Annotated in this window: 23 protein-coding genes; 12 read left to right on the top strand and 11 right to left on the bottom strand. The window is 71.5% G+C overall.

Annotated features, from left to right (window positions below; translation table 11 throughout):
• Nucleotides 1-42 precede the first annotated feature (42 nt).
• Entirely contained in the window at nucleotides 43-768 is a 726-nt protein-coding gene (gene fliP, locus BM396_RS23595; RefSeq protein ID WP_085987644.1) for a flagellar type III secretion system pore protein FliP, read from the top strand.
• Between the two features lie 124 nt (nucleotides 769-892).
• Here the strand turns inward: fliP and BM396_RS32910 are convergent, their stop codons facing one another.
• From BM396_RS32910 to BM396_RS32905, 4 genes are all read right to left on the bottom strand, one after another.
• Complete coding sequence (locus BM396_RS32910; RefSeq protein WP_158498481.1) at nucleotides 893-1054, bottom strand: hypothetical protein; 162 nt, start codon at nucleotides 1052-1054, stop codon at nucleotides 893-895.
• Nucleotides 1051-4443, bottom strand: coding sequence for a hypothetical protein (locus BM396_RS23590; RefSeq protein ID WP_051976187.1), 3393 nt, complete (start codon nucleotides 4441-4443; stop codon nucleotides 1051-1053). Before BM396_RS23590 ends, BM396_RS32910 begins: the two co-directional genes overlap by 4 nt.
• A gap of 127 nt (nucleotides 4444-4570) precedes the next feature.
• Nucleotides 4571-5278, bottom strand: a complete 708-nt coding sequence (locus tag BM396_RS23585) for an invasion associated locus B family protein (RefSeq protein ID WP_043386046.1) — start codon at nucleotides 5276-5278, stop codon at nucleotides 4571-4573.
• Between the two features lie 102 nt (nucleotides 5279-5380).
• On the bottom strand, nucleotides 5381-5557 hold the full coding sequence (locus tag BM396_RS32905) for a hypothetical protein (protein WP_170867499.1): 177 nt from the start codon (nucleotides 5555-5557) through the stop codon (nucleotides 5381-5383).
• Between the two features lie 376 nt (nucleotides 5558-5933).
• Here BM396_RS32905 and BM396_RS23580 point away from each other — a divergent pair, with 376 nt between their 5' ends.
• The gene (locus BM396_RS23580; protein WP_043350149.1) at nucleotides 5934-7379 is read left to right on the top strand and encodes a homospermidine synthase; all 1446 of its coding nucleotides are present in this window, start codon (nucleotides 5934-5936) and stop codon (nucleotides 7377-7379) included.
• Between the two features lie 227 nt (nucleotides 7380-7606).
• Here the strand turns inward: BM396_RS23580 and BM396_RS23575 are convergent, their stop codons facing one another.
• From BM396_RS23575 to BM396_RS23565, 3 genes are all read right to left on the bottom strand, one after another.
• Entirely contained in the window at nucleotides 7607-8500 is an 894-nt protein-coding gene (locus BM396_RS23575; RefSeq protein WP_043350152.1) for a transporter, read from the bottom strand.
• 140 nt (nucleotides 8501-8640) lie between these two features.
• Entirely contained in the window at nucleotides 8641-9492 is an 852-nt protein-coding gene (locus BM396_RS23570) for a metallophosphoesterase (protein WP_170867498.1), read from the bottom strand.
• 22 nt (nucleotides 9493-9514) lie between these two features.
• Nucleotides 9515-10120 carry a cation efflux transmembrane domain-containing protein gene (locus BM396_RS23565; RefSeq protein ID WP_170867497.1) on the bottom strand — a complete coding sequence of 202 codons (606 nt, stop codon included), beginning with the start codon at nucleotides 10118-10120 and terminating at the stop codon, nucleotides 9515-9517.
• Between the two features lie 189 nt (nucleotides 10121-10309).
• Between BM396_RS23565 and croR the strand changes: the two genes are divergently transcribed.
• The 6 genes from croR to BM396_RS23535 all read left to right on the top strand — a co-directional run bounded on the left by croR (nucleotide 10310) and on the right by BM396_RS23535 (nucleotide 16266).
• Complete coding sequence (croR, locus tag BM396_RS23560; RefSeq protein ID WP_043386041.1) at nucleotides 10310-10783, top strand: 3-hydroxybutyryl-CoA dehydratase; 474 nt, start codon at nucleotides 10310-10312, stop codon at nucleotides 10781-10783.
• Nucleotide 10784: 1 nt separating this feature from the next.
• Entirely contained in the window at nucleotides 10785-11612 is an 828-nt protein-coding gene (locus tag BM396_RS23555; RefSeq protein ID WP_043386039.1) for a TrmH family RNA methyltransferase, read from the top strand.
• Between the two features lie 410 nt (nucleotides 11613-12022).
• Nucleotides 12023-13612 (top strand): phytoene desaturase family protein, encoded by a 1590-nt coding sequence (gene crtI / locus BM396_RS23550; protein ID WP_043350165.1) that lies wholly within the window; start codon nucleotides 12023-12025, stop codon nucleotides 13610-13612.
• A 47-nt stretch (nucleotides 13613-13659) separates the two neighbouring features.
• Nucleotides 13660-14079 carry a DUF2141 domain-containing protein gene (locus BM396_RS23545; RefSeq protein WP_043350167.1) on the top strand — a complete coding sequence of 140 codons (420 nt, stop codon included), beginning with the start codon at nucleotides 13660-13662 and terminating at the stop codon, nucleotides 14077-14079.
• A gap of 4 nt (nucleotides 14080-14083) precedes the next feature.
• On the top strand, nucleotides 14084-15061 hold the full coding sequence (locus BM396_RS23540) for an ABC transporter ATP-binding protein (RefSeq protein ID WP_043350168.1): 978 nt from the start codon (nucleotides 14084-14086) through the stop codon (nucleotides 15059-15061).
• On the top strand, nucleotides 15058-16266 hold the full coding sequence (locus BM396_RS23535; RefSeq protein ID WP_043386036.1) for an ABC transporter permease: 1209 nt from the start codon (nucleotides 15058-15060) through the stop codon (nucleotides 16264-16266). Before BM396_RS23540 ends, BM396_RS23535 begins: the two co-directional genes overlap by 4 nt.
• Before the next feature lie 32 nt (nucleotides 16267-16298).
• Here the strand turns inward: BM396_RS23535 and BM396_RS23530 are convergent, their stop codons facing one another.
• The gene (locus tag BM396_RS23530) at nucleotides 16299-16751 is read right to left on the bottom strand and encodes a cache domain-containing protein (protein WP_236952780.1); all 453 of its coding nucleotides are present in this window, start codon (nucleotides 16749-16751) and stop codon (nucleotides 16299-16301) included.
• 963 nt (nucleotides 16752-17714) lie between these two features.
• Here BM396_RS23530 and BM396_RS23520 point away from each other — a divergent pair.
• The 4 genes from BM396_RS23520 (at nucleotide 17715) to BM396_RS23505 (ending at nucleotide 22250) form a co-directional block, all read left to right on the top strand.
• Complete coding sequence (locus tag BM396_RS23520; RefSeq protein ID WP_043386088.1) at nucleotides 17715-18557, top strand: type 1 glutamine amidotransferase; 843 nt, start codon at nucleotides 17715-17717, stop codon at nucleotides 18555-18557.
• 105 nt (nucleotides 18558-18662) lie between these two features.
• Entirely contained in the window at nucleotides 18663-20192 is a 1530-nt protein-coding gene (crtI, locus tag BM396_RS23515; protein ID WP_043386031.1) for a phytoene desaturase family protein, read from the top strand.
• 95 nt (nucleotides 20193-20287) lie between these two features.
• Nucleotides 20288-21046 (top strand): lysophospholipid acyltransferase family protein, encoded by a 759-nt coding sequence (locus tag BM396_RS23510; protein ID WP_051976186.1) that lies wholly within the window; start codon nucleotides 20288-20290, stop codon nucleotides 21044-21046.
• 67 nt (nucleotides 21047-21113) lie between these two features.
• The gene (locus BM396_RS23505; protein ID WP_043386025.1) at nucleotides 21114-22250 is read left to right on the top strand and encodes a glycosyltransferase family 2 protein; all 1137 of its coding nucleotides are present in this window, start codon (nucleotides 21114-21116) and stop codon (nucleotides 22248-22250) included.
• A 45-nt stretch (nucleotides 22251-22295) separates the two neighbouring features.
• On the opposite strand, the gene BM396_RS23500 is transcribed toward BM396_RS23505, so the two are convergent.
• The 3 genes from BM396_RS23500 to cutA all read right to left on the bottom strand — a co-directional run bounded on the left by BM396_RS23500 (nucleotide 22296) and on the right by cutA (nucleotide 23941).
• Nucleotides 22296-22883: a cupin domain-containing protein gene (locus tag BM396_RS23500; protein ID WP_244447714.1), complete on the bottom strand. Its 588-nt coding sequence runs from the start codon at nucleotides 22881-22883 to the stop codon at nucleotides 22296-22298.
• A gap of 84 nt (nucleotides 22884-22967) precedes the next feature.
• On the bottom strand, nucleotides 22968-23447 hold the full coding sequence (locus tag BM396_RS32290; protein WP_139239533.1) for a hypothetical protein: 480 nt from the start codon (nucleotides 23445-23447) through the stop codon (nucleotides 22968-22970).
• A 140-nt stretch (nucleotides 23448-23587) separates the two neighbouring features.
• On the bottom strand, nucleotides 23588-23941 hold the full coding sequence (gene cutA / locus BM396_RS23495; RefSeq protein ID WP_043386023.1) for a divalent-cation tolerance protein CutA: 354 nt from the start codon (nucleotides 23939-23941) through the stop codon (nucleotides 23588-23590).
• Between the last annotated feature and the right edge of the window lie 58 nt (nucleotides 23942-23999).

The raw sequence follows: 23999 nt of genomic DNA, 5'->3' as shown, positions 1-23999 counted from the left end.
CCCGTGCCGCCTCGCCCGGCGGCCCTTGTCCCGAAGCCGCGCCTGCGGCTGCTCGCCCTGGCCGGACTGGCCGGCGGTCTGCTCGCCGCCGGCCCCGCCCTCGCGCAGAGCGTCACCCTCGATCTGGGCGCCGGCGGCACCACCGAGCGCGCCCTGCAGCTCGTGGCGCTGATCACCGTCCTGGCGGTGGCCCCGTCGGTGCTGGTCATGGCCACGGCCTTCACCCGCATCGTCGTGGTGCTGTCGATCCTGCGGTCGGCGCTGGGCACCCAGACGGCGCCACCGACCGCGGTGCTGGTCAGCCTCGCGCTGTTCCTGACCGCCTTCGTGATGGCCCCCACGGGCCGCGCGGCCTACAGCGCCGGCATCGAGCCGCTGGTCGCCGGCCGGATCACGCAGGCGCAGGCGTTCGAGCGCGCCTCGGCGCCGTTCAAGACCTTCATGCTGCGCAATGTGCGCGAGAAGGACCTGAAGCTGTTCCTCGACCTCGCCAAGGTGCCGGCGCCGAAGGGTCCGGAGGATGTCGGCCTGGAAATCGTGACCCCGGCCTTCATGATCTCGGAACTGCGCCGTGCCTTCGAGATCGGCTTCCTGCTGTTCATCCCGTTCCTGATCATCGACCTCGTGGTCGCGTCGGTCCTGATGGCCGTCGGCATGATGATGGTCCCACCGGCGACGGTCGCCCTGCCGTTCAAGCTGATCTTCTTCGTGCTGGTCGACGGCTGGACCCTGGTCGCCGGCTCGCTGGTCCAGAGCTACGGCGGATGACGGCAGCCGCGACCGGCCGTCGACGATCCGGGCGAATCCGGACGGCCTCCGCGGCGGCACCGCAGGATCGCGCGATGGCGGGGATCGGTGCGCGGAGTCGCCTGACGGGCCGCGCGGCATCGGCCTAGACGCGGCCGGCCTGCGGCCCCTGCCGGGCGATCCCGCTCGACGTGCCGGCGCCCTGCAGGCCGCACAGGATCTCGCGCCGCTCGGCCTTCCGTTCGGGCGTGCAGACGCGACCGTCGTCGGTCGTCAGGAAGGCGTCCGGATCGACGGGCCGGCTCACCCGGGCGGCGCGCCGGGCGATCCGGCGCTGCTCTGCTGGCCGCCCGCCCCGCCTGCCTGCGGAGCCTCCTGGGACGCCTCGCCGCTCGCGCCGGGTGCGTCCGGCCCGCCGCGCGCGGGTGTGGCGGCGTCCGGGTAGCGCTTGCGATACTCGGCCAGGAACGCCGACAGGGTCTGAGCCTTCGTGGCGCGCGCGGCGATGTCCCGGAAGCCCGGCGCCCGGGTCGGGTCCATGCCGGTCAGGAGCGCGAAGGTGCGGGCGTCCGGGCTCGCCGCCATGGCCTCCGAGAACTTCGCCTTGAGCCGCTCCAGGCCGATGGCCTCGTGCGCGAGATCGTAGGCGATCGCGGCGCGGATCACGTCGGCGCGCGCCTGATCGTCCAGCGGCTGGCCGGACTGCCACGAATCGCCGAGCAGCGCCTCATGGGCCTCGCCGGCCTCGCGCCAGCGGCGTGCGCCCCAGTAGATGTCGGCGCGCAGCCGGTCGATATCCGGGCCGCTCTCGCCGTCGATCGTCTCCAGGGCGAGGTCGGTCCGGGTCAGGTCCGACAGGGCACGGGCGCGGATCAGGCCGCGGGCGCGCCTGAGCTCGCCCGGGAGCTCGGGCAGCTCGGTGGCGTCGAGGGCCTTGAGCGCCTCCATCGGCTTGTCATCCATCAGCCGCACCGTCGCGAGCCGCGTCGCCACGGCGGACCGCGCCGGGCCGGTGAGGCGGTTGTCGATCTGGTACTTCAGCAGGTCGGCGGCGGAATCGAGGAGGTCGAGGCCCACGAGGCGGTCGGCCAGCCGGCGCACCACCGCGTCGCCGCGCCGCCCGATCGGGCTCAGCTCCCGGAAGTCGAAGAAGAGCGCCACGGCCTCGATCCCGGAGAGCTTGTCGCCCTTGTCGGTGAGGTACAGGTTCTCGAAGGCCATCTGCGCCTCCCGCGTCAGGGCCTCCGTGGTGGGGGCGTTGGGCGCGGAGGCATTGGCCCGGCGCACCACCGTGAAGGCGTCCCGCCACCGGCCCGCGTCGAGGTAGAGGCGGGCGAGGCCGGCCGTGATGCCGTCCTCGACGGGGCCGCCGTGCCAGGTCAGGGCGAGCCGCTCCAGCCGCTCGGTGGCGGCATCGAGGGCCAGCTTGCCGGAAGCCCGAGCCAGGAGCGCCCCCCTGAGGGCGGCCTCGCCCGAGACCGGCCGCACGGCTGAATCCTCCAGGCGGGCATAGGCGTCGAGGGCCGCCTCGGTCTGGCCGGTCGCCTCGGCCACGCGGGCGCGGACCAGGGCCAAGCGGTCCCGGATCCAGGGCGCCAGATGACGCTCTGCCTCGGCCCGGGCGGCGGCGGTCTCGGCATCGCCGTTCTCGATCGCCGATTCCGCCGCGCTCGCCCGGATCAGCTGCGCCACATCCGTGGGATAGCCACTGGCCAGCGGCAGCACCTTGAGGAAGCCGGCTTCCGCCGCCTTCCAGTCGCCCGCACCCGCTGCCGCCATCGCCCGCCACAGGGCGGCCTCGCGATCATCGGCCAGGGGCGGCACGCTGAGGGCCTTCAGCGCCTCCGCGTTCCGGCCGATCCGCACCAGGGCCATGCCCCGCAGGATGGCCGTCTCGCGCTGGGAGGCCAGGAGCGGATCGTCGGCGGCCGCGATCTCGAGGACCGTGAGGCCCTCGTAGTCGAGGCCGTTGGCCAGATCCGCACGCGCCAAAGCGAGGCGGGCCGGACCGCGCTCGGATGGCGTCGCAGCGACGGCCGCGTCGAAGAGGCCGCGCAGGGTCTCGCGAACGTTGCCCATCCGGGCACGCTCCCAGGGCTCCTTCGCGATCGCAAGCGCACCCGCATCCGCGAGCACCGCCTCCGGCTTGCGGGCCGCCATGGAGGCGGCGAGACCGCCCTCACGGCCGATCGAGACGCTCTCGAGTTCGGGCCGCACGGCGAGATCGTCGGCGCCGGCCAGCACCGCGAGACCGTGCCGGCTCGGCAGGATCTCGAAATCGACGAAGCGGCGGCTCTTCGGGTTGCCGACCGGGCGCTGCGCGGCCGAGGTGACCACCGCGATCCGCTCGTTGTCGAGGGTGAGCCACGTCGCCGAACCGGGATGCGGCAGCGCCAGGGTGACGGCCATGCGGCCGGACGGATCGGGTTTGCGGACGGGATCGATCGTGTCGCTCGGACTCAGCGTCTCGCCCGCCGAGAGTTCCCAGGCGACTCCGCTGGCGGTGGTGACGGCGCTGAGATCGACGAGGCGTCCGGGCGGGACGGGAAACCGCATCACCGTGAGCGGGCCGCTCCGGGCGGGCGGCCCCATCGGCGCGAGCCCCTGGCTCGCCGGCGGCAGGGTCACCGGCTCGGCGGTCTCGAAGGCCAGGGTCGCGACGCCGCCGCGCTCGAACAGGACGGCCGGCGGCAGGGTTTGGAACGGGAAGACCAGGCCGCCGCCGGCACGGCGCTTCGGCGGTGCCTCGGGAGGCCGGGGCGGAGCGGCCGGCGCCGCCTGGCGCGGCGGGACCGGGACCGGGATCGGCGGCGACGCTGTCGCAGCGGCTGGCCCCGGCACGTCGACGGCGGCCGTCGCCGGCTCCGGCGGTTTGCGCCGGACCACGTCCACGATGATGGCGCCGTCCTCGCGCTCGGTGCCGATCGTGAACCCGTCCTCGGGGGTGACGAGCAGGCTCGCCGAACTCGCGTCGATCTCCGTGGCCAGCTTGGCGATGCCCGGCCTCGGACGGCCGCGGGTCTCGCCCGTGTCGATGGTCCAGGCCCCAACCACCCGCACCCGCGTCGCCGGCCCCTCGGCGGTCACCGTTGAGACGGCCTCGGCGGGCAGGCGCAGCGACAGCCGCGTCAAGGTCGGAAGCCGCGCCAGTTCGAGCGCCAGCGGCCGGCGCACGGGTTCCGGGATGCGCGCCCTGAGCGCCTCCTCGGCGGCCCGAGCCCGGCGGGCGAGTTCGGCGATCACCTCCGGCGGGAGCGGCGGCGGCAGGCCGGACCAGCCCTCCGGCAGCAGGTCCACGAACACCCGCTCGCCGGCCGTCTGGACGTTGACCTGGTAAGGCCGCTGCAGGGCGAGCCGGAGGCCCGTCCCGTCAGGATCGCGGCGGACGCTGGCGACGAAAGCCGGCATGTCGTCGGCGAGGTGCTCGGGCCCGGCCGCGATCCGCTCGCCGTAGCCGACGAGCAGCACGCCGCCGGCGAGCTTGGTCTTGATCGCGACCGGCTTGTCGAAGGTGAACACGATCCGGCCGTAACCGCCGGCACCGTTGCCGCTCTCGCTGCCCTTCGCGCCGATCAGCCGTGCGGCCAGGACCGGGTCGATCGCCGCCAGAAGGGCAAGCAGCGCCAGCGACGCCGTCGTCAGCAGCCGCACGCCACGTCCTCGACCGACCCGGGGTCGCCCGCCCACCGATCCCATCGCCTCGCCGATCCGAACCCGGCGCGCGGCACTGGACGCGCCGCGGCGCGCGGCGCCACATCTCGGCGGGATCCTGCCGCGCTGCGGCTAACGCTGGCTTAACCGTAACCGGAAAAGGCGACGGGCCTCAGCCGCTGAGGGCGACGGCCCGGTCGAAGGCCTGGGGGAAACCCACCAGCGGCACCGAGACGGTGGCCGGTTCGGTGCCCCCCGCCTTCTGACCGGTCACGGTGAGCGCCTTGGCGGTGCGCATGCCGTCGAGGGCCAGCGTCGGGAAGCTGATCGCCACGATGCAGCCCTCGGCGCTGCAGGTCGTGTAGGGCGCGCCCTTGCCCAGGGTCTGCTCGTCGAGCTTGAAGGTCACGCCCGGCTCGATGGCGAGTCCGAAGGGCATGAGCACGATCCCCTCGGAGCGGCCGTTCGCCGGCGTCTGCAGCTCGATGCCGAATTTGCGCCGGCCGGTCTGCGAATCACCCTGCGCCTGGGCCACGATGCAGGTGACCTTCTCGTTCGGACGCGTGCAGGTCATCGTCCAGTCGCCGTAGCTCTCGCTGACGGTGCTGGCTCCGGTGGGCCACACGGCGTGGGCCGGCGCCGCCGCAGGCGTGGCGGCCGCCTCGGATTTCGCCGCCTCGGCGGGCTTGGCGGCCTCCGCGGGCTTGGCCGCCTTGTGGGGGACGGGCTTCGGCCGGGGCTTGGGACGGGCCTTGGCGGGTGCCTCGGCGGCCGGCGCGGCCTCGGGCTCGGCATCCTGTGCGCGCGCCGCCAGGATCGGGACCGCCGTGAGCAAGGTCGCGATCAGGCTGAGACGCAGATGCGCACGAAATGTCGGCATGGAATCACGATCCCCCGAAGCCATTGGACGGCAGAGCCGCCTAATGCCCTAGCCGGGGCGACGCAATCGTCCGGAGCATCGTCAGTGGGTCGGGGGCCGCCCTCAGAGCGGATTCGGGCCGCCGACGGCGCGGGCCAGGGCACAGCGGCGCGCGAAGGCGGTCTCCGCTCCGTTGCGCAGGCCACGGGCGACCGCAAAGACGAGGGTGAGGAAGCCGGGATCACGGTCGGCGGTCTCGACGACCGGGCCGGGGATCCGGGAGGTTATGAGCGCGAGCATGACGGACTCCGAGTGCGAGGGCCCGGGCGTTTCCACGCTCCCCAGTTCCTGAGGTCCTCTCGGTGACCTTGCTGCACTGCAATATGAGCCCTGCACGCGGAGCTTGCCATCCGTTCCAGGGCGGGGGGCGCATGCGTCGAGGTCATGGTTTCGACCCGGCGCGTGCAAGATGCCGTTAACGAAGGCGCGGATCCGCGCGGTTGACCGGCGACGGGCGAGCGGCCATTGAGCGCGCTTCCGGCGACTCGGCCCCTGGACCGCACCGGCACCGCTCCGGCGGCGCGGGCCTGTCGCTGCACTGTCACACGCGCGCCATAACCCGCCCGCGAGCCAGATGAGCGGACGCGCCCGGCATCCGCCAACGAGGATATCCCGCATGACCGATCAGCCGACCCGTCACCCGATCCACGGCCGGATCACCGGCCCCATCGTGATGATCGGCTTCGGCTCGATCGGCCGGGGCACCCTGCCGCTCATCGAGCGCCATTTCGAGTATGACCGGGCCCGCTTCACGGTGATCGACCCGGTCGACACGCATCGCGCCCTCGCCGAGAAGCACGGCCTGCGCTTCGAGAAGGTGGCGCTGACGCCGGAGAACTACCGCGACGTGCTCACCCCGCTCCTCACCGAAGGCGGCGGCCAGGGCTTCTGCGTGAACCTGTCGGTCGACACCTCCTCGCGGGCGATCATGGAGCTGTGCCGCGAACTCGGCGCCCTCTACATCGACACCGTGGCCGAGCCCTGGCCGGGCTTCTACTTCGACAAGACCAAGAGCCAGGGCGACCGCACGAATTACGCCCTGCGCGAGAACATCCTCGATGCCCGCGAGCAGAAGCCGGGCGGCACCACGGCGGTCTCCTGCTGCGGCGCCAATCCCGGCATGGTCTCGTGGTTCGTCAAGCAGGCGCTCCTGAATATCGCCCAGGATACCGGCCTGGAGCGGCCGGAGCCCAAGACCAAGGCCGAGTGGGCCGCCCTGATGAAGGATCTGGGCGTGAAGGGCGTGCACATCGCCGAGCGCGACACGCAGCGCGCCAAGAATCCGAAGCCGCGCGGCGTCTTCGTCAACACGTGGTCGGTCGAGGGCTTCGTCTCCGAGGGCAACCAGCCGGCCGAGCTCGGCTGGGGCACGCACGAGACCTGGAAGCCCGACAACGCCCGCGAGCAGGAGAAGGGCTCGCGCTGCGCGATCTATCTGCTGCAGCCGGGGGCCGACACGCGGGTGCGCACCTGGGTCCCGACCGCCGGCTCGCAGTTCGGCTTCCTCGTGACCCACAACGAGGCGATCTCGATCGCCGACTACTACACGGTGCGCGAGGGCGATAAGCCGGTCTTCCGGCCCACCTGCCACTACGCCTACCACCCGGCCGACGACGCCGTGCTGTCGCTCCACGAGATGTTCGGCAAGGCGGCCAAGGTGCAGGAGCAGCAGCACATCCTCGACGAGACCGAGATCGTCGACGGCATCGACGAGCTCGGCGTGCTCGTCTACGGCCACAAGAAGAACGCCTACTGGTACGGCTCGCAGCTCTCCATCGAGGAGACCCGCCGGGTCGCACCGTATCAGAACGCCACCGGCCTGCAGGTGACCTCGGCGGTGCTTGCCGGCATGGTCTGGGCCCTGGAGAACCCGGAGGCCGGCATCGTCGAGGCCGACGAGATGGATTTCCGCCGCTGCCTGGAGGTCCAGACCCCGTATCTCGGCCCGGTCGTGGGCGTGTACACGGACTGGACGCCGCTCACCGACCGCCCGGGCCTGTTCCCGGAGGACATCGACACCAGCGATCCCTGGCAGTTCCGCAACGTACTGGTGCACGGCTGAAGGCTCTGCCGCGCCCCGTCAGCCGGGGCGCGGATCGGCCGCCTGAACGGCAGCGCAATCCTGCACGCAAAAGGGGCCTCCGAGATCGTCGATCTCGGAGGCCCCTTTTGTACGGGCGCCCCGTCCGGCCCCGTCGTCGTGCATTCGCCGCGCGGCAGCGGTCCGTGACCCGGATCCGCCGCCTGCGCCCGGGATGGCGCCAGCCCGGACAGCGTCAGCCGGCTTGGCTACTCGGCCTGCCGCCGCGTCACGAGGGTGCGGCCCGGCTCGACCTCGTTCTTGTCCTGGTACAGCGGCACGATCGCCCGCAGCCAGCCGCGGACCTCGCGGCCGCCGTAATTGCGCTCGACCACGTCGTGGGTGAGGTAGGCCTGGAGGTTCACGGGCCCGAAATTGTAGCCGACGAGACCGCCCACCGCGATCTGCCCCTGCGGGCGGTAGCTCGCCACCCCGGTGGGAAGGTCCGTCGACCCGAACGCCACCGCGCCGACCTGCCACGCGCCGAACTTCTTCGTCATGGTCAGGTCGAGGTTCAGGTAGTCCGGGTACAGGGTGCCGCTGGGCGAGCGCGGGTCGAGGAAGACGCCGTAGAGCAGGTTCGCCGTGAGGTTCCAGCCCTGGCCGGTGTAGCTGACCGCGAAGCGGTGGGTCAGCGAGGCGGACTGGGTCAGGAAGCGCGTCTGGATCGGCAGGTAGCCGCCGAACAGGTAGCTGACACCCACATCCCCGCCGAGATCCCAGGCGAGCTGCGCGGCGAGCAATTGCTGGCCGACGCCGCTCTGGTAGGGCGCCCCCTGGCTGCTCGCGGCCGCGATCGGCTGGGTGAAGAAGAATTGCAGGCGCGCGCCCGCGACGTCCCAGGGCGTCGCCCACGCGAAGGTCGGCAGGTTGACGTTGGTCGCGGAATCCCGCGGGCGGGTGCCGCGCACGCCGAAGCTCGACAGGTTCACGAAATACAGGCCGACGGGAAGCTGATCGCCCACCGGCAGACCGACCGTCTGCCCCGGCTGCGCAGCGGAGGCCGCCCGGGCACCCGTCGCCGTCGACGCGACGGAGATGGGAGCGGTGACGGCAAGAACCACCGCCGCGAACCCGCGTGACGTCAGGCTAAATCCGACCATGAGAACCCCGAACCAGGCCCCCGGGATGCGGGGCCGATCAGGGTTGGACGGGCGCTCGCTCCGACAACATCCCGCCGTTACGGCCAAGCCGTGCGCAACGGCACAGCCTCGACGGTCCGATCTCTTGGGACGGGACTAAATCACCGGTTCTCGACTTCCACGACGAAATCGCCGCGGTAGGTCGCGCCCTCCACCGGGTTCGAGACCCAGCGACAGCGCCCGACCGCGAGGTCGTGGCCCGCGTGGAAATGCCCGGAGATCCACAGCGCCGGTCGCGCGGGATCGGAAAGGGCGTCGAGGGCCGTGCTGGCATAGAAGGCCGGCACCCACCAGGGAACGCCGGCCACGTCCCGGAACCGGTCCGCGGCCAACGGGCTCGCCGGGTGATGGGTCACCACGACGGTCGGACCGTCGTGCGGGATCCGCAGCGCCGCGTGCAGGGCGGCCCGCTCGATCCGGTGCTCCGCCATCGCGTCCGCGGGCTGCCAGGGGCTGCCGTCGGCCTTGCGGATCGCGCCGAGATATTCCCGGGAGCCCGTCACAGGATCGGTCATGCGGGCGGCCGCGTAGGCCACCGGATCGGCGGGCCGGTCCGGGGCATCCGGGGCGAGCCAGCGCCCGGCGAGGTCCCAGTCGCTCCACAGGGTGGTGCCGACGAAGCGGACGCCGTCGATGACGCAGCTCTGCGCGCGCTGGAGCAGATGGATCCGGGCACCCAGCTCGTTGAGCCGGGCGACCTCGCCTTCCAGGGCGGCGAGCAGCTCCGGTGCGGTGCGCCGGTCCCCGGTCGGGGCATAGCGCTCGTGGTTGCCCGGCACCAGCACGATCGGCCGCCCCTGGGCGAGATGCAGCAGGGCCGCGAGCCCCCGTTCGGGATGCCCTTCGTGGAGGTCGCCGGGGCAGGCGAGCAGGTCGAACGGCTCTGCGGGCGGCGCGATCAGGTCGAGGCGGCGTCGCTCCAGGTGCAGATCCGAGATGGGGAAGATGCGCATGATGGTCGCTGCTGAGGGGCCGCTATCGTGCGGCTCTGCGCTCGGCCGCGGCCGCCTTGAGGATGTCGGCGGCCGAGTCGGCGTTGAGGATCGCGATCCCGGCCGCCACGACGAGGTCGGGCCAGGGGGATGGGTGGAGGGCCGTCACGAGGCCGGCGGCGATGATCGCCAGATTGGCGTAGGCATCGTTGCGTGCCGAGAGATAGGCCGCCCGGGTCAGGCTGCCCGAGCCGAAGCGATGCCGGGCGAGCATGAGCGCGCAGGTCAGGTTGACGGCCAGTGCCCCGAGCCCCGCGAGGGTCAGGGGCAGAGCGGCGGGGGCGGTGAAATCGGCGATCTTGCCGTAGGCCGCCCAGGCGCCCGCCAGCGCCGGCAGAAGCAGGATGCCCGCCATGGCGGTCCCGAGGCGGGCGCGGTTGCGCGCGCTCCAGCCGAGGCCCGCGAAGATCAGCAGGTTGATCGCGGCGTCCTCGAGGAAATCGAGGCTGTCGGCGATCAGCGCCACCGAGCCGATGGCGAGCGCCACCGCGATCTCGATGCCGAAATAGCCGAGGTTGAGCGCCGCCACGCGGGCGACGACCGGGCGCAGGGCGGGCCGCGCGGGCGGGGGCACATCATCGGCGATCACGGGACGCCTCTTCGCCGACGCGCACGGCTCTGTCGAGCGGCTGTTGAGAAAACCCTGTCGGCTGCTCAAGAAAGTTCGAGGCCCTTCAGCCTTTGTCCGGGTGGATTCGGCGCCGGGATCGTGCGACGCCGTTGCCGGAGCCGGCCGCACGAGACGAATGACCGGCCCGAACCGGAGGTCTGCCGCGTCATGCTGCCCGAACTGCGCGTGCTCTATTTCGAGGATCTCGAAGTCGGACTGTCGGAGACTCTGTCGAAAACCATCGCCTCGTCGGATGTGGTGGGTTTCGCCGAGATCACCGGCGACCGCAATCCGATCCACCTGTCCGAGCACTTCGCCGCGCGCACGCCCTTCGGCACCCGCATCGCCCACGGCCTGTACACGGCCGGGCTGATCTCGGCGGTGCTGGGCACGCGCCTGCCCGGACCGGGCGCCGTCTACATCTCCCAGACCCTGAACTTCCGCGCCCCGGTGCGGATCGGCGACGTCGTCGACGTCACCGTGACGGTGGCCGAACTCATGCCCGAGCGGCGGCGGGCGCGCCTCGCCTGCCGGTGCTCCGTCGGGGGCGAGACCGTCCTCGACGGCGAGGCGCTGGTGAAGGTGCCGACCAAGGCCGAGGCCGACCCGCTGGCGAACCGCACCGAGCGCGCCCAGGGCTGAGGTGACCCCGGACCCGGAAGACCTCGGCGACCCGGACGATCCCCGCCTGGAGCCCTATACCCGGATGCGCGAGCGCGACCTCGTCGGCCGCGCCGGGCGCTTCATCGTCGAGGGCGAGGTGACGCTGCGGCTGCTCCTCGGCCGCCGCAGCCGGTTCCGCGCGGAATCGATCCTGATCGCCCCGGAGCGCTGGCCAAGGCTCGTCGCCGACGTCGCCGCCTGCCCGGAGCCGCCTCCGGTCTATTGCGCCAGCAAGGCGGTGATGAGCGCGGTCACCGGCTTCCCGATCCACCGGGGGGTCCTGGCCATCGGCCTGCGCGGCGCGGAACCCGCGGCGACCGCCCTCGTGCCGCAGCCGCCCGCACCCGCGCTGGTGGTCGGCCTTGCCGGCCTGACCAATCACGACAATGTCGGCGCCGCCTTCCGCAACGCGGCCGCCTTCGGGGCCGACGCGGTGATCCTCGACGGGGAGAGCTGCGATCCGCTCTATCGCAAGAGCATCCGGGTTTCGGCCGGGGCCGCGCTGATCCAGCCCTTCGCGCGGCTCCCGGCGGAGCAGGACTGGCTGCGGCTGGCCGACGCCCTCGACCTCCAGCCGTTGGCCTTCAGCCCTGGGGCGACCGAGCCCCTGGATGCCCTCACCGTGCCGGCGCGGGCGCTCCTGATCCTCGGCACCGAGGGGCCGGGCCTCGACGCGGCGACGCTGGCCCAGGCGCGGCCGCTCCGCATCCCCATGGCCGCCGGATTCGATTCGCTCAACGTCGCCACGGCGGCGGGCATCGCCCTGTTCACCATCGCCCGCGGCCAGGGGCGCCTCGGTCCGTCGTGAGCGCGCGGCGCCGGCGGGTCGGGGCCCGGAATCCGATCTCGGCATCGCCGCCCTGGCCGGGCGCCCGATGCAGGGGGCGGTCGGCAGCGGGACCTTCGGGCGGAGGCCGGCCCCGGCATGGATGGTATCGACGCCTGGGCCGGTGCTGAGGCGCAGGATGTCCGCCGACCGGCGGCTCCCGGATGATGGCCGCGTCTCGGCCCGCGCAGGTCCGCGGCCTGCGGGCCGGCCCGCTCTCGGGCGCCTCGATGGCCGGGACAACGGCGGCCTTGCGCAAATCTTGCGAATGCGTGTCCCTGGTATGATCGTATACAGCGTTCTGCGCGCGACAAACGGCTGCAATTGCCGCGCGATGATGCCAAGCTAGCTTGGCCACATGGGTGTCGGGATTCTGTGAGGAGTCGGGGACGTTGCTTCAGTCTGGGGATGGGTTGCGAGCGCTGACCGGGCGCCGGGTGGCCGTGGTCGGGGCCGGGCCAGGTGGGCTTGCCTCTGCCCTGCTCCTGGCGCGGGCCGGGATCCATGTCACCATCTTCGAGAAGGATTCCCAAGTCGGCGGCCGGACGAAAACCGTTGAGGCGCCCGGCGGATACCGCTTTGATATCGGACCGACGTTCTTCCTCTATCCGCAGATTCTGGCGGACATTTTCGCGAGCTGCGGGGAGCGGCTGGAAGACCACGTCAAGCTCGAGCGGCTCGACCCGCAGTACCACCTCGTTTTCGAGGGGCAGGACGGCATTTCGGGGACGATCAGCGCCACGGGCGATGTCGGGCGCCTGGAGCAGGAGATCGCCCGCCTCGCGCCGGACGACGCCAAGAACGTCAAAGCCTTCTTCGCCGAGAACCGCACCAAGCTGAACTATTTCAAGCCGGTCCTCGAACAGGCCTTCCACACGTTGCGCAGCATGGCGAGCCCGGCGATGCTGGCTGCCCTGCCCTACCTGCATCCGGGCCGGAGCGTCGACCGCGACCTCAAGCGCCACTTCGCCGACCCGCGGGTGCGCCTCGCCTTCTCGTTCCAGACCAAATACCTCGGGATGTCGCCATTCCGGTGCCCGAGCCTGTTCACCATCCTGTCGTTCCTCGAATACGAGCACGGGGTCTACCACCCCGTGGGCGGTTGCGGGGCCGTCTCGGAGGCCATGGCGGGCTTGGCCGGCCGCATGGGCGTCGATCTCCGGCTGAACAGCACGGTCGAGCGGGTGCTGTTCGACGGCAAGCGCGCCTGCGGCCTGGTGGCGGACGGCGAAACCTTCAACGCCGACGCGGTGATGATCAACGGCGACTTCGCCAAGGTCGTCCGCGCCCTCGTCCCGGAGCGGCACCGGCCGCGCTGGCGCGACGCCAAGATCCAGAAGGCCCGGCTCTCCTGCTCGACCTTCATGCTGTATCTCGGCCTCGAGGGGAAAATGCCCGACAGCCTCGGGCATCACACGATCCTCCTGGCCGACGGCTACGAGAAGAACATCCGCGAGATCACCGAGGGCACGCTGCCGATGCAGCCCTCCCTGTACGTGCAGCACGCGGGCTACACGGACGGCGGCATGGCGCCCCCCGGGCATACGGCCCTCTACGTTCTGGTACCGGTGCCGAACCTCAAGGCGGGGATCGACTGGTCGACGCTGCGGGAGACCTACCGCGCGCTGATCCTGGAGCGTCTGAAGCTCCTCGGAATCGACGATCTCGAATCCCGCATCCGCTACGAGCGGATCATCGATCCGACCCAGTGGGAGGAGGATTTCGCCGTCCATGAGGGCGCCACCTTCAACCTCGCCCACGACCTGATGCAGATGCTGTATTTCCGCCCGCACAACCGCTTCGGACCGGGGCTGTACATCGTCGGCGGCGGCACGCATCCGGGCTCCGGCCTGCCGGTGATCTACGAGGGTGCCCGCATCTCGGCGCGGTTGCTGATCGAGGAACTGGCCGGCGCCCGCGCCGCCGCCACGGCGGGCATTCCCGATACGGCGCCCTTGGCGACCTCCGGCGAGGCCTCGTGAGCGCGGCGACGGATCGGCGGAGACACGGCCGCGGGCCGACAGGCCGCGTGACGATCGCCCTGTCGGCTTGGCTCTGCGCCGCAGCCCTGCCCGTCTCGGCCGCCGCCGTTCAGGTCGAGGTCGACGGGATCGAGCCGGGCGGCGGTCAGGTGCGCGTGGCGCTCTGTCAGGGCGGTCTTTCGGAGACGTCGTGCCTGCGGGGCGACGACTCGCCGGCGACGGCCGACCGGGCGCTGTTCACCTTCCGGGACGTTCCGCCGGGGACCTACGCGGTTGCGGCCTATCAGGACGCCAACGGCAACGGACGCCTCGACCGGACCGGCCTCGGCCTGCCGCTGGAGCCCTACGGCTTCTCGGGCGCCGTCGGGCGCCGGGCGCGGCCCGATTTCGCCGAGGCGGCCTTCGCCCTGCGGGAACCGGGCGCCGCCCTGCGGGTGCGCCTTGGCCGTGCCCTTCCGAGACGGTGAGACGATGGAGGGCCCCCTCGTCAGCCTCGTGGACGTCGGCCTCGACCTCCGCGGGCGACGGGTCCTGGACCGGGTCGATCTTGAGCTCGGGGCCGGCGAGACCCTCGCGCTGCTCGGGCCGAACGGGGCCGGCAAGTCCTCGCTGATGCGCCTCGTCGCGGGGCGGTTGTGTCCGAGCGCGGGGTCGGTGCGCGTGGCCGAGGCAGACCCCTATCGCGCGGGACGCGCACGCCGCGCCATCGGCTGGGTGCCGCAGGAGATCGCCCTCTATCCCCGGCTGACCGTCTCGGAGAATCTCGGCGTCTTTGGGCAGCTCGCGGGGGTTGCCCGACGCGACCGGAAGGCCGCCGTGGAGGCCGCCCTGACCATGGCCGACATCGCCGACGTGGCCCGACGCCCGGTGGGCGTCCTGTCGGGGGGATATCGGCGCCGGGTCAACATCGCGGCGAGCCTGATGAACCGGCCCCGGCTGGTTCTCCTCGACGAGCCGACCAGCGGCGTCGACCTCGCCGCCCGGGCCGCGATCCACGCTGTGCTCGACCGCCTGAAGGCCGCCGGCACCGCGATCCTGATCGCCACGCACGATTTCGCCGAAGCGGAGCGCCTCGCCTCCCGGGTTGCGTTCCTGGCCCAGGGTCGGGTCGTGCGCGCCGGCCGGCTCGCCGATCTGCTCGCGCAATTGCGCACGGGCGCCCCCGAGCGGGAGCTGAGCCTCGCCGTCCCGGCGACGGGACCGGCCGAGGGTGTGCTACGCCGGGCCGGGTTCGCGCCCGCCGAGGCGGGAGGCCTCGTCTGGCGGTCCGTCGAGCGCTCCGGCCTCGACGGCGCGGCCCTGCTCGGCGCGCTGCGCGCCCAGGGCGTTCCCGTGGCCGAGATCCGGGTTCGGGCGCCACGGCTGGAGACGCTCTACCTCGACGCCCTCCGGCCGCGGGAGCTGACGGATCCCGCGGCCACGCCGCTCCGGGTCGGTGCAGCCGGATGATCGCCGCCGCCTTCCGCGTGATGCTCCTGACCCTCCTGCGCGACCGGGCCGCGCTGGTGATGGCCTTCGTGCTGCCGACGGTGATCTTCTCGATCTTCGCGGCTATCTTCTCCGGGGCGATCGGCGACCGGATCCGCATTCATCTCGGACTGGCCGATCTGGCCCACACCGCCGCCACCGAGCGCCTCGCCGACGCCCTCGCGGCCGATCCCTCGCTGCGCGTGACGCGCCTGCCCGCCACCGACATTGCCGCCGTGGCGCAGGCGGTTCGTGCGGGCGAGGTCGACGTGGCGCTGGTCCTGCGCGGCGACCTGATCGCCGCGCCTGCGGAAGCCGCATCCGGGTCTGTCGATCAACCGGTGGTGCTGGTGGAGAACCCCGCCAAGGCGTTGGCGACGCCGATTGCCCTGGGCCAGCTCCAGCGGGTCCTGAACGAGGCGCTGCCCGACGTGGTCCTGTCGCGGATCGTCGCCGACGTCGAGCGCACGGGCAAGATCGGCCCCGACGAGCGCCGCTTCCTCGACGAGGCCTTCGCGGAGCAGCGGGCCAAGAAGGAGCCGTTCAGCTTCGCCGCCCTGGTGGAGCGGCGCAGCACCGCCGCTGGCAGCGCCAATGCGCGGGTGAGCTACTATGCCGGGGCGATCACAGCGGTGTTCCTGCTCTTCGCCGCGATGCAGGGCGCGATGTCCCTGGTCGAGGAGCGCGAGACGGGCCTCGCCGAACGGCTGATGGCCGGTCCGGGCGGCCTGCCGGTGGTCGTGCTCGGCAAGTTCGCCTTCCTGACGCTGCAGGGTCTCGTCCAGGCCGGGCTGATCTTCCTGGCCGCCGCGCTGCTCTACGGAGTCGAGATCGGGCCGCACTGGCCGGCCTTCCTGGCCACCTGCCTGCTGGTCTCGGCGATGGCCGCCGGCCTCGCGCTCGCTGCCTGCGCGCTGGCTGGCTCGCGCCAGCAGGCGCACCTCGCCTCGACCTTCGGAGTGCTGCTGCTCTCGGCGGTGGGAGGCTCCATGGTTCCGCGCTTCCTGATGCCGCCCTGGCTGCAGCAGGCCGGCTGGCTCACCCCCAATGCCTGGGCGATCGAGGCGTATCAGAGCGCGCTCGGCGAAGGGTTCTCCGCCGCAGCGCCGTCGCTCGCGGTGCTGGGCGCGCTGACGCTCTGCGGGCTCGGCCTCGCCCTCACCCTGGCGGCGCGGCGGACCGTGTAGGGCAGCCATCGGGCGCGCGGATCGGACCCGCGTTACTCGACGTAGACGCCCGCACCGATGACCGCGTCCGAACCGGCGACGTGCGTCGCGCAGACGTAGCTCCATTTCACGGTCGGGACGGACTGACCGGGCTTCGGGAACATGTAATCGACCCAGCCGGAACCGAAGCGGTCCACAACCTCGATGAAGTCCCTGTGGAACTGCTTCCGGTCGGCGTCGCGCTCGTCGAGAAGATCATGCCCCTCGCGGTTCGGATGCGCGGCATTGAACAGCACGATCCCCTTCATGTCGATGACGAACAGATAGACGTCCCCGTAGCGCCAGACGCTACCTTTCCGTCTGAACTCTCCGAACGCCCCGGCGCCGCGGTCTTCCAACGCCTCGGCCGCCCGGTTCACCAGGGCCTCGATCTCGGCCGCCTGATGGACGGGCGGAGTCGAGCGTGTCCGGAATGCGGGAAGCGTTAGGCCGATCACGAGCAACACCGGCCATATCAGCAGGGCTCTCCACATGTGGTCGCCTCACCGATTGAATCTGAGACGTCCCAGGCGATCCCGAGACGATCACGGCGCGCTGCGCCACGGCGATCCGCCCAAGGCGGCAGGCACGCCGAACTGCAGGTGCGGCCGCAGCACCGTCTCCAGCCCCGCATGCCCGGAGAGGGGATGGCTGCGGGAGTCCGGCCGAACGGATATCGGAGGGTCCGCGCTCGACCCGTCAGGATCTTGCCGGGAGCCCTCCGAGGTCATCGGATAATCCCGCCCCGTGCGCGTTGCCGAGGCGCGGACTTCGCCGACATGGCCGTGCCCCCTGAGAGCACAGCCGGTCCGCCTTCCGGAAACCGGCCGGCCCACGGCATCGGGCAGCGTCGCGAAGGCGAGGCAATTGCCGTTCAGCTCGATCATCGGATGACGGTCGTCGATCGCGGCACGCCTCGGCACGACCGTCCTGCGAGACCCCGCGCAGGCGCCCGCCTGCGCCGCGCGACGGACGGCCTCCGTGTCACGGACGAGGAGACCCCACCCCTCTCGGACACAGAGTTCGATCCCTGTGAAATCCGGCATTTCGCCCTCCAGCATAGCCCGATTTCAGTAATGATCTGATCGAAGATAAATCGTATGCGGGATTCTGCGCATCATTCATTTGGATGCGCCAACGAATAAATAATATTCGACAGCCCGAGGGATGGGCGGGAGCTCCGTCCCTTGGCCCGACCCTTGGCCCGTGCCGAGACCCGCGCCAAGACCCGTGCGCTCGGCATCCGTTACACCGTGGTCGTTGCCCTGTGCGTCCGGCCGGGGCGCTTCGACCCGGTCGCCTGCGACGGGCTCCGGGAGCCGCTCCGGGCTGCGGCATGCTCGGCCCGCGACGATCCGCGCCGTTTCCCCGCGGCTCCGCGAGCGCACATGCAGCTTCCCCGCCGCACGGCCCCGCTCAACGGAACTCCCATGCTCCGCCTGCTCATCGCCGACGGCAACGACCGCGCGGCCCGGGACCGGCACGTCGCGGCCACCGGCCGAACCTCGGCCGAGTCCTACGCGGCCGTGGTCCGGGATCTTCGACCGGAAATCAGCTGCCATCTCGTCAGCCCCGCCGATGCCGACGCCACCCTCCCGGCGACCCTCGCGGATGTCGACGGCATGATCTTCACCGGCTCGACGCTCAGAGTTTCCGAGGGCACGCCCGAGGTGAGGCGGCAGCTCGTGCTGATGCGGGCCGCCCTGGACGCGGGGCTGGCGATCTTCGGATCGTGCTGGGGCGTGCAGGTCGCCGCCACGGTGGCGGGCGGGCGGGCCGCCGAGAACCCGCGCGGGCCGGAATACGGCTTCGCCCGCTCCATTACCCCGACCGAGGAGGGCCGGACCCATCCGCTCCTCGCCGGCCGGCCCGCCACGTGGGACGCCCCCGCGATCCACGCGGATGCGGTGCTGCAACCGCCGCCGGGCGCCCGCGTGCTTGCCGGGAACCGGATCCTCGGCATCCAGGCGATCGAGATCCGCCAGGGGGACGGATGGTTCTGGGGGACGCAGTATCATCCCGAGCTCGACCTGGACGAAGTCGCCGCGATGCTCCGCCTGTGCGACACGGCCATCGTCGCGGCGGGCCTGGCGAAGGATCCGGAGACGGTGGCGGCCTATGCCGACGAGATCGCAGGCCTTCAGACAGGCGAGCCCGCAGCCGTGCGCCGGCTCGCATGGCGCCACGGATTGGGGCCGGAAGTGCTGGAGGCGGATCGCCGCCGCCGCGAGATCGGCAACTTTCTGACCCGGCTGTCCACAGGTGAGGATTGACCGAATGCGGCCGCGACCGGGTGGCGCGTTGACCCGCACGACCCCGGGGCTAGCTTCGCTGTCGCGGGTCACGTTCGTGGAAGGCCCGGGGAGCGACCCATCAGGATGAGCCAGGATTCAACGGTGGCCGTTATCGGCAGCGGACTCGGCGGTCTGGCGGCCGCGTGTGTCGCTTCCGCGCGGGGACACCGCGTGACGGTCTACGACAAGAACGGCTGGCTCGGCGGAAAGGCGGCGGTGCTCCACGAGGGCGGCTTCCGCTTCGACATGGGCCCGACCATCCTCACCGTGCCGCGGGTGCTGCAACGGATCTTCGCTGAAGCCGGCCGCTCGGTCCACGACTACATGGATCTGCGCCGCCTCGACCCGCAATGGCGGTGCTTCTTCGATGACGGCACCCAGATCGACCTGATGCAGGACGTCGAGCGGATGGCCGGCGACATGGAGCGCTTCGCGCCCGGCACCGGCGAGGGCTACAAGAAGTTCCTCTCGATCTCGGAACACCTGCACGGCGTTTCGGAAAAGTTCTTCTTCTGGAAGCCGGTCGAAGACCTGTTCGACACGATCAACATCCGCGCCAACATGAATCCGGGCACGCTGCGCGACGTGCTCTCCCTGCGCATGCACGCCTCCGTCGCCTCGACGATCCGCGGCAAGGTCAAGGACGCCCGGCTCGCGCAGATGCTAGACCACTTCGTGCAATATGTCGGCTCCTCGCCCTATGGCGCGCCGGCGGTGCTCTGCGCCATCGCGCACATGCAGACCGCCGACGGCGTCTGGTACCCGATGGGCGGCACCCGCGCCGTGGCGGAGGGGCTGGCGAAGCTCGCCCAGGAACTCGGCGCCACCTGCAAGACCGACACCGAGGTGACCGGAATCGAGACCGCGAACGGCGCCGTCCGGGGCGTGCGGACCGCCCACGGCGTCACGCCCTTCGACGCGGTGATCTCCAACATGGATTCGGTCCGCACCTACCGCGAACTCGTCGGCGGCGAAGCGGCCAAGGTCTACGCCAAGAAGAACCCCGAGCCGGCCTGCTCGGGCGTGGTGCTCTATCTCGGCCTGAACAAGCGCTACGAGCACCTGAACCACCATGACTTCGTCTTCTCCCGGGATCCGGAAGAGGAGTTCGACTACATCTACAACAAGGGCGAGCCGGCCCCGGACCCGACCGCCTATCTGGCGGCGCCCTCCTCCACCGATCCGAGCGTGGCGCCGGAGGGTGGCGAGGCGCTCTACGTCCTCGTGCATACGCCGTATCTGCGCCCGCACCACGACTGGCGTCCGGACGGACCGCTGTTCCAGAATTACCGCCGGACGATCCTCGACAAGCTCAAGCGCACCGGCGGCATGCCGGACCTGGAGGAGCGCATCGTCGTCGAGCGCCACCTGACGCCGCAGGACATCCACGAGCGTTACAAGGTGCTGAACGGCGCGATCTACGGTCTCGCATCCCACGGGCGGGTGATGGGCGCATTCAAGCCTGGAAACCGTTCGCGGCAGGTGCGCGGCCTCTACCTCGCGGGGGGCGCCGCCCATCCGGGGCCCGGCATGCCGATGGTGATGATGTCGGGCTGGATCGCCGCCGACGCGCACGACCAGGACGCCCGCGGCGCCCTGCGCGCCTCGGCGTGACGGCGACGCCGCCACCTCCCGCCTCCGTCCCGGGGGGCGAGAGAGGTACGCGCGGCGCCCCCTTGCCCCCGATCTCGCCCGGAATCCGCGCCTTCATGGTGGCGTGGTTCGAGCGCTATATGCACCGCCACCTCGACGCCGTGCGGCTGCCGCTCTGGAGCACACCGCCGGCGGCGAGCCATCCGGGCGCGATCGTGGTCTATTGCAACCACCCGGCGTGGTGGGACGCCGCGCTGATCGTCGTGCTGGCCGGCCGCCTCTATCCGGAGCGATGGAGCCGCGCCCCGTTCGACGCCGCGATGCTGGCGCGCTACCGGATCTTCGAGCGGATCGGCGCCTTCGGGGTCGACCTGGAGAGCCCGCGCGGGGCGGCGCAGTTCCTCACGGCCGCCCGGTCGATCCTGGCGTCCTCCGACGGCATGCTCTGGATCACCGCACAGGGCCGTTTCGCGGATGCCCGCGCACGGCCGCTGGCCCTGAGGCCCGGCGTGGCACGGCTCGCCGAGATCGCCCCCGACGCCCTGTTCGTTCCCCTCGCCGTGGAATACACCTTCTGGGACGAGCGCGGCGCCGGCGCCTTCGTGGCCTTCGGTCCCGGGATCGGCGGATCCGAACTCGCCGCGCTTCCGCGAGACCAGCGGCTCGCGCGCCTGGAATCCGATCTGACCGCGACCCTCGACCGTCTGAGCGCCGATGTGATCAGCCGGGAACCCGGACGCTTCCGTACCCTGGTCTCCGGCCGAAAGGGCGTCGGCGGCCTCTACGATCTGTGGCGACGCGTGGCGGCCCGGCTCTCCGGGCGACGCTTCGATCCGGCGCATCGCGCCGCGGGCGGCCAGGATCGCGCCGGATGACCCCTTCCGCTCGCGCCCGGCCCCGTACGATCCCTGGTCGAGACCCGACACCAGCGCGGCGCGGACGATGACCGATTCGATCCTCACGGCCCTGGCCCTGCTCTGCCTGGTCACCGCCCTCCTGCCGGCCGTGCTGGCGGCGGTGAATCTCGCGGCTCTGCGCCGGCCCATGCCGGAGACCGGGACGGGCCTGGTCTCGATCCTGATCCCGGCACGCAACGAGGCCGGCAACATCGACGCCACCGTGCGGGCGGCGCTCGCCAGCACATCGGTTCCGGTGGAGGTGATCGTCGGTGACGATCATTCCACGGACGCGACCGCGGAGATCGTGCGCGCCGTCGGCGATCCGCGTCTGCGCCTCGTCTCGGTGCCGGCCCTTCCCGAAGGCTGGACGGGCAAGAACCACGCCTGCAGCCATATGGCCGGCCTCGCCCGCGGCGACCACCTGCTGTTCCTGGACGCCGACGTGCGCCTCGAGGCCGAGGCCGCGGCTGCCGTGGCGGCCCAGGCCCGCCGCACCGGCGCGGCGCTCGTCAGCGGCGTACCCCGGCAGCGCACGGACACGCTCGGCGAGATGCTGACCGTCCCGATGATCGACTTCCTGCTCCTCGGCTTCCTGCCGGTGCCGCTGATGCGTCGGCTGCCGGACCCGTCGCTCGGCGCGGCCTGCGGTCAGCTGATCTTGGTCGATCGTGCGGCCTACACGGCCGTCGGCGGACACGCTGCGATCCGCAAATCCCTCCATGACGGCGTCCGCCTGGCCCGCCTCTTCCGTGCCGCGGGCTACCGGACGGATCTCGTGGCCGCCGCCGCGCTGGCGACATGCCGGATGTACGATGGCTTCACCCAAGCCTGGGCCGGCTTCTCCAAGAACGCCCACGAGGGCATGGCCACGCCCCGCGCCCTTCCGGTCTGGACGCTCCTGCTCGGCTGCGGCCAGGTCCTGCCGCCGCTCCTCATCCTGGCCGGCCTGCTCGGGCTGGTGCCCGCCTCAGCCCTGGCCCTGGGCGGCCTGGCCTTGGCCCTGTCGCTGGCGACCCGGACGGCCGTCACGGTGGCGGTCCGGGCACCCTGGGCGACGATCCCGCTCCACCCGGCGGCGGTCGCGGTGGCCTTGGCGATCCAGTGGAACGTGCTCCTGCGCCGCGAGCGAGCCGGCGCGGCCACTTGGAAGGGGCGCAGCTATCCCGTGAGCGGCGGCTGACCCGCGCAGGCCGACGGAAGGCCACCGCCGGCCCGGATCACGCGTTCAGGGCTGGCACGGGTTGGTGTTGCGGGCCTTTCCGGAAGACGGCTTCAGCGAGACGATGAGCTGAACGTTCGGCACATCGCCGACCTGCCGGGTCAGGTGCCCGACATGGCCCTCCGCCCCCTGCGGCGTCGATCCCATGTCGGCGTTGAACTCCACCTCGCCGGGTCCCTGCTCGAGCACGCTCCCGTCGGTGGCCTCCACCGACCAGCGGCCCGACAGGGTGATCACCCATTGCGGCCCCGGCGCCGTGTGCCACGTGCCGACATAGCCGACGGGCAGGACCGCATACTTGATCGACGCCACCTCCCCCGGCGGAAAGCCGACGTATTGCGGTGCTGCCGGGGGCGCGTAGCTCTTGAAGATGAAATTCTTCAGGTCACAGTATTGGACATGGCTGTGACCCTTGTCGTCGGCATAGAGAACCCCGTACCGCAAGGCGGGCGGATCGGCTGAGGCGAGACCGGCCGGACCGGACGGCGCCGCCTCGATGGTCATCAACGGTTCCTTCTTCGGATCGCCGGCCGCCTGAACATTCAGGGCGCCCATGACCGACATCAGCAGAGCCGCAGCGGCGCGGTCTGCCATCCTGAACCATCCCATGGTTTCCCCTCGGCTTTGTCTCGGGCGCGACGCGCGCCGCAGCCCATTAAAATCGGCCGCCAGATTTTCTCAATCTCTTTCCCGTGCAACGACCTTCCGATGCTTTTCTTTATCTGAAACATCGATCTTTAATCTCGAACCTTTGCATGCAAATTTAGCGCTGTTCACGACGCCGAGAAGCAAGGCAAAGGAAATACCCGGATGCACGCGCTCCATGCGGCGTCCGACGGCGCAGGGGTCTTGTCCACAGACGCCCGACAGCGAGGCCGGCAACCTGACGGGTTCGGCTCCGATCCGCGGCCGCAGATCGGGGCGAGGATCGCTCATCGCCCACAGACCGCCAGATGCAGGATCCGGTCGGAGGCGCAGATGGATCCGACGGCTTCGGATGCCGGGCTCCCCATCGCGGGATACGCCGCCTCGTGGCTCGCAGCGCACGACCGCGCGCGCCCGGCTTTCACCGCAGCGGCAGCCGTCCTGTTCGCGGGAGCGCCGGCGGCTCTTGTCACCTTCGCCGGCAACAGCCTGCTCGGTGCCGGCATGGTCCATCGCCGCAACGCGGCGCCGGACCGCCCGGTCGTCCTGGCGCCGGTGGGCCGGCGCGTTCGTCCGGATCGGTGCCAAAGCGGTGTTCGCCCGGGTGCGGTGATCGCACAGCGGTTTGTCGTGCCGCGGCTCGGCCTATTGGATCAGGCCGACTGGGGCTCCGCTCCAGCCGAGCCGTCCGGCTGCGTTTCCGCCAGGATCCAGGCGGCGGTGTCGGCGTCCGCGCCGGCGACCGGCAGATGCAGGATGATCGGCGTGTCGTAGGGATGTCGCGCCTTCAGGGCGACCGTCAGGGCGTCGGCGAGACCCTCGCGGCTCTTGAGAAGGGCCGCGACCTCCGCGCCGCGCTCGACGGCGCCCTTCCAGCTGTAGACGGATTGCATGCCCGGCATCACGTTGATGCAGGCGATGAGACGCTCGCGGACCAGGGCCTCGCCGATATTCAGCGCAGAGGCGAGGTCGGGAAAGGTGGTGTAGACGAGGAGCGGACGCTCCATGCTATGCCTCCGATTGCGCATGTGCCGTCAGAGTGAGGCCCATGCCAAGCCAGGACGT

This window comes from Methylobacterium sp. UNCCL125 (assembly GCF_900116795.1).
Taxonomy (GTDB): domain Bacteria; phylum Pseudomonadota; class Alphaproteobacteria; order Rhizobiales; family Beijerinckiaceae; genus Methylobacterium; species Methylobacterium fujisawaense.
This window is presented reverse-complemented; position numbering and strand designations above follow the sequence as displayed.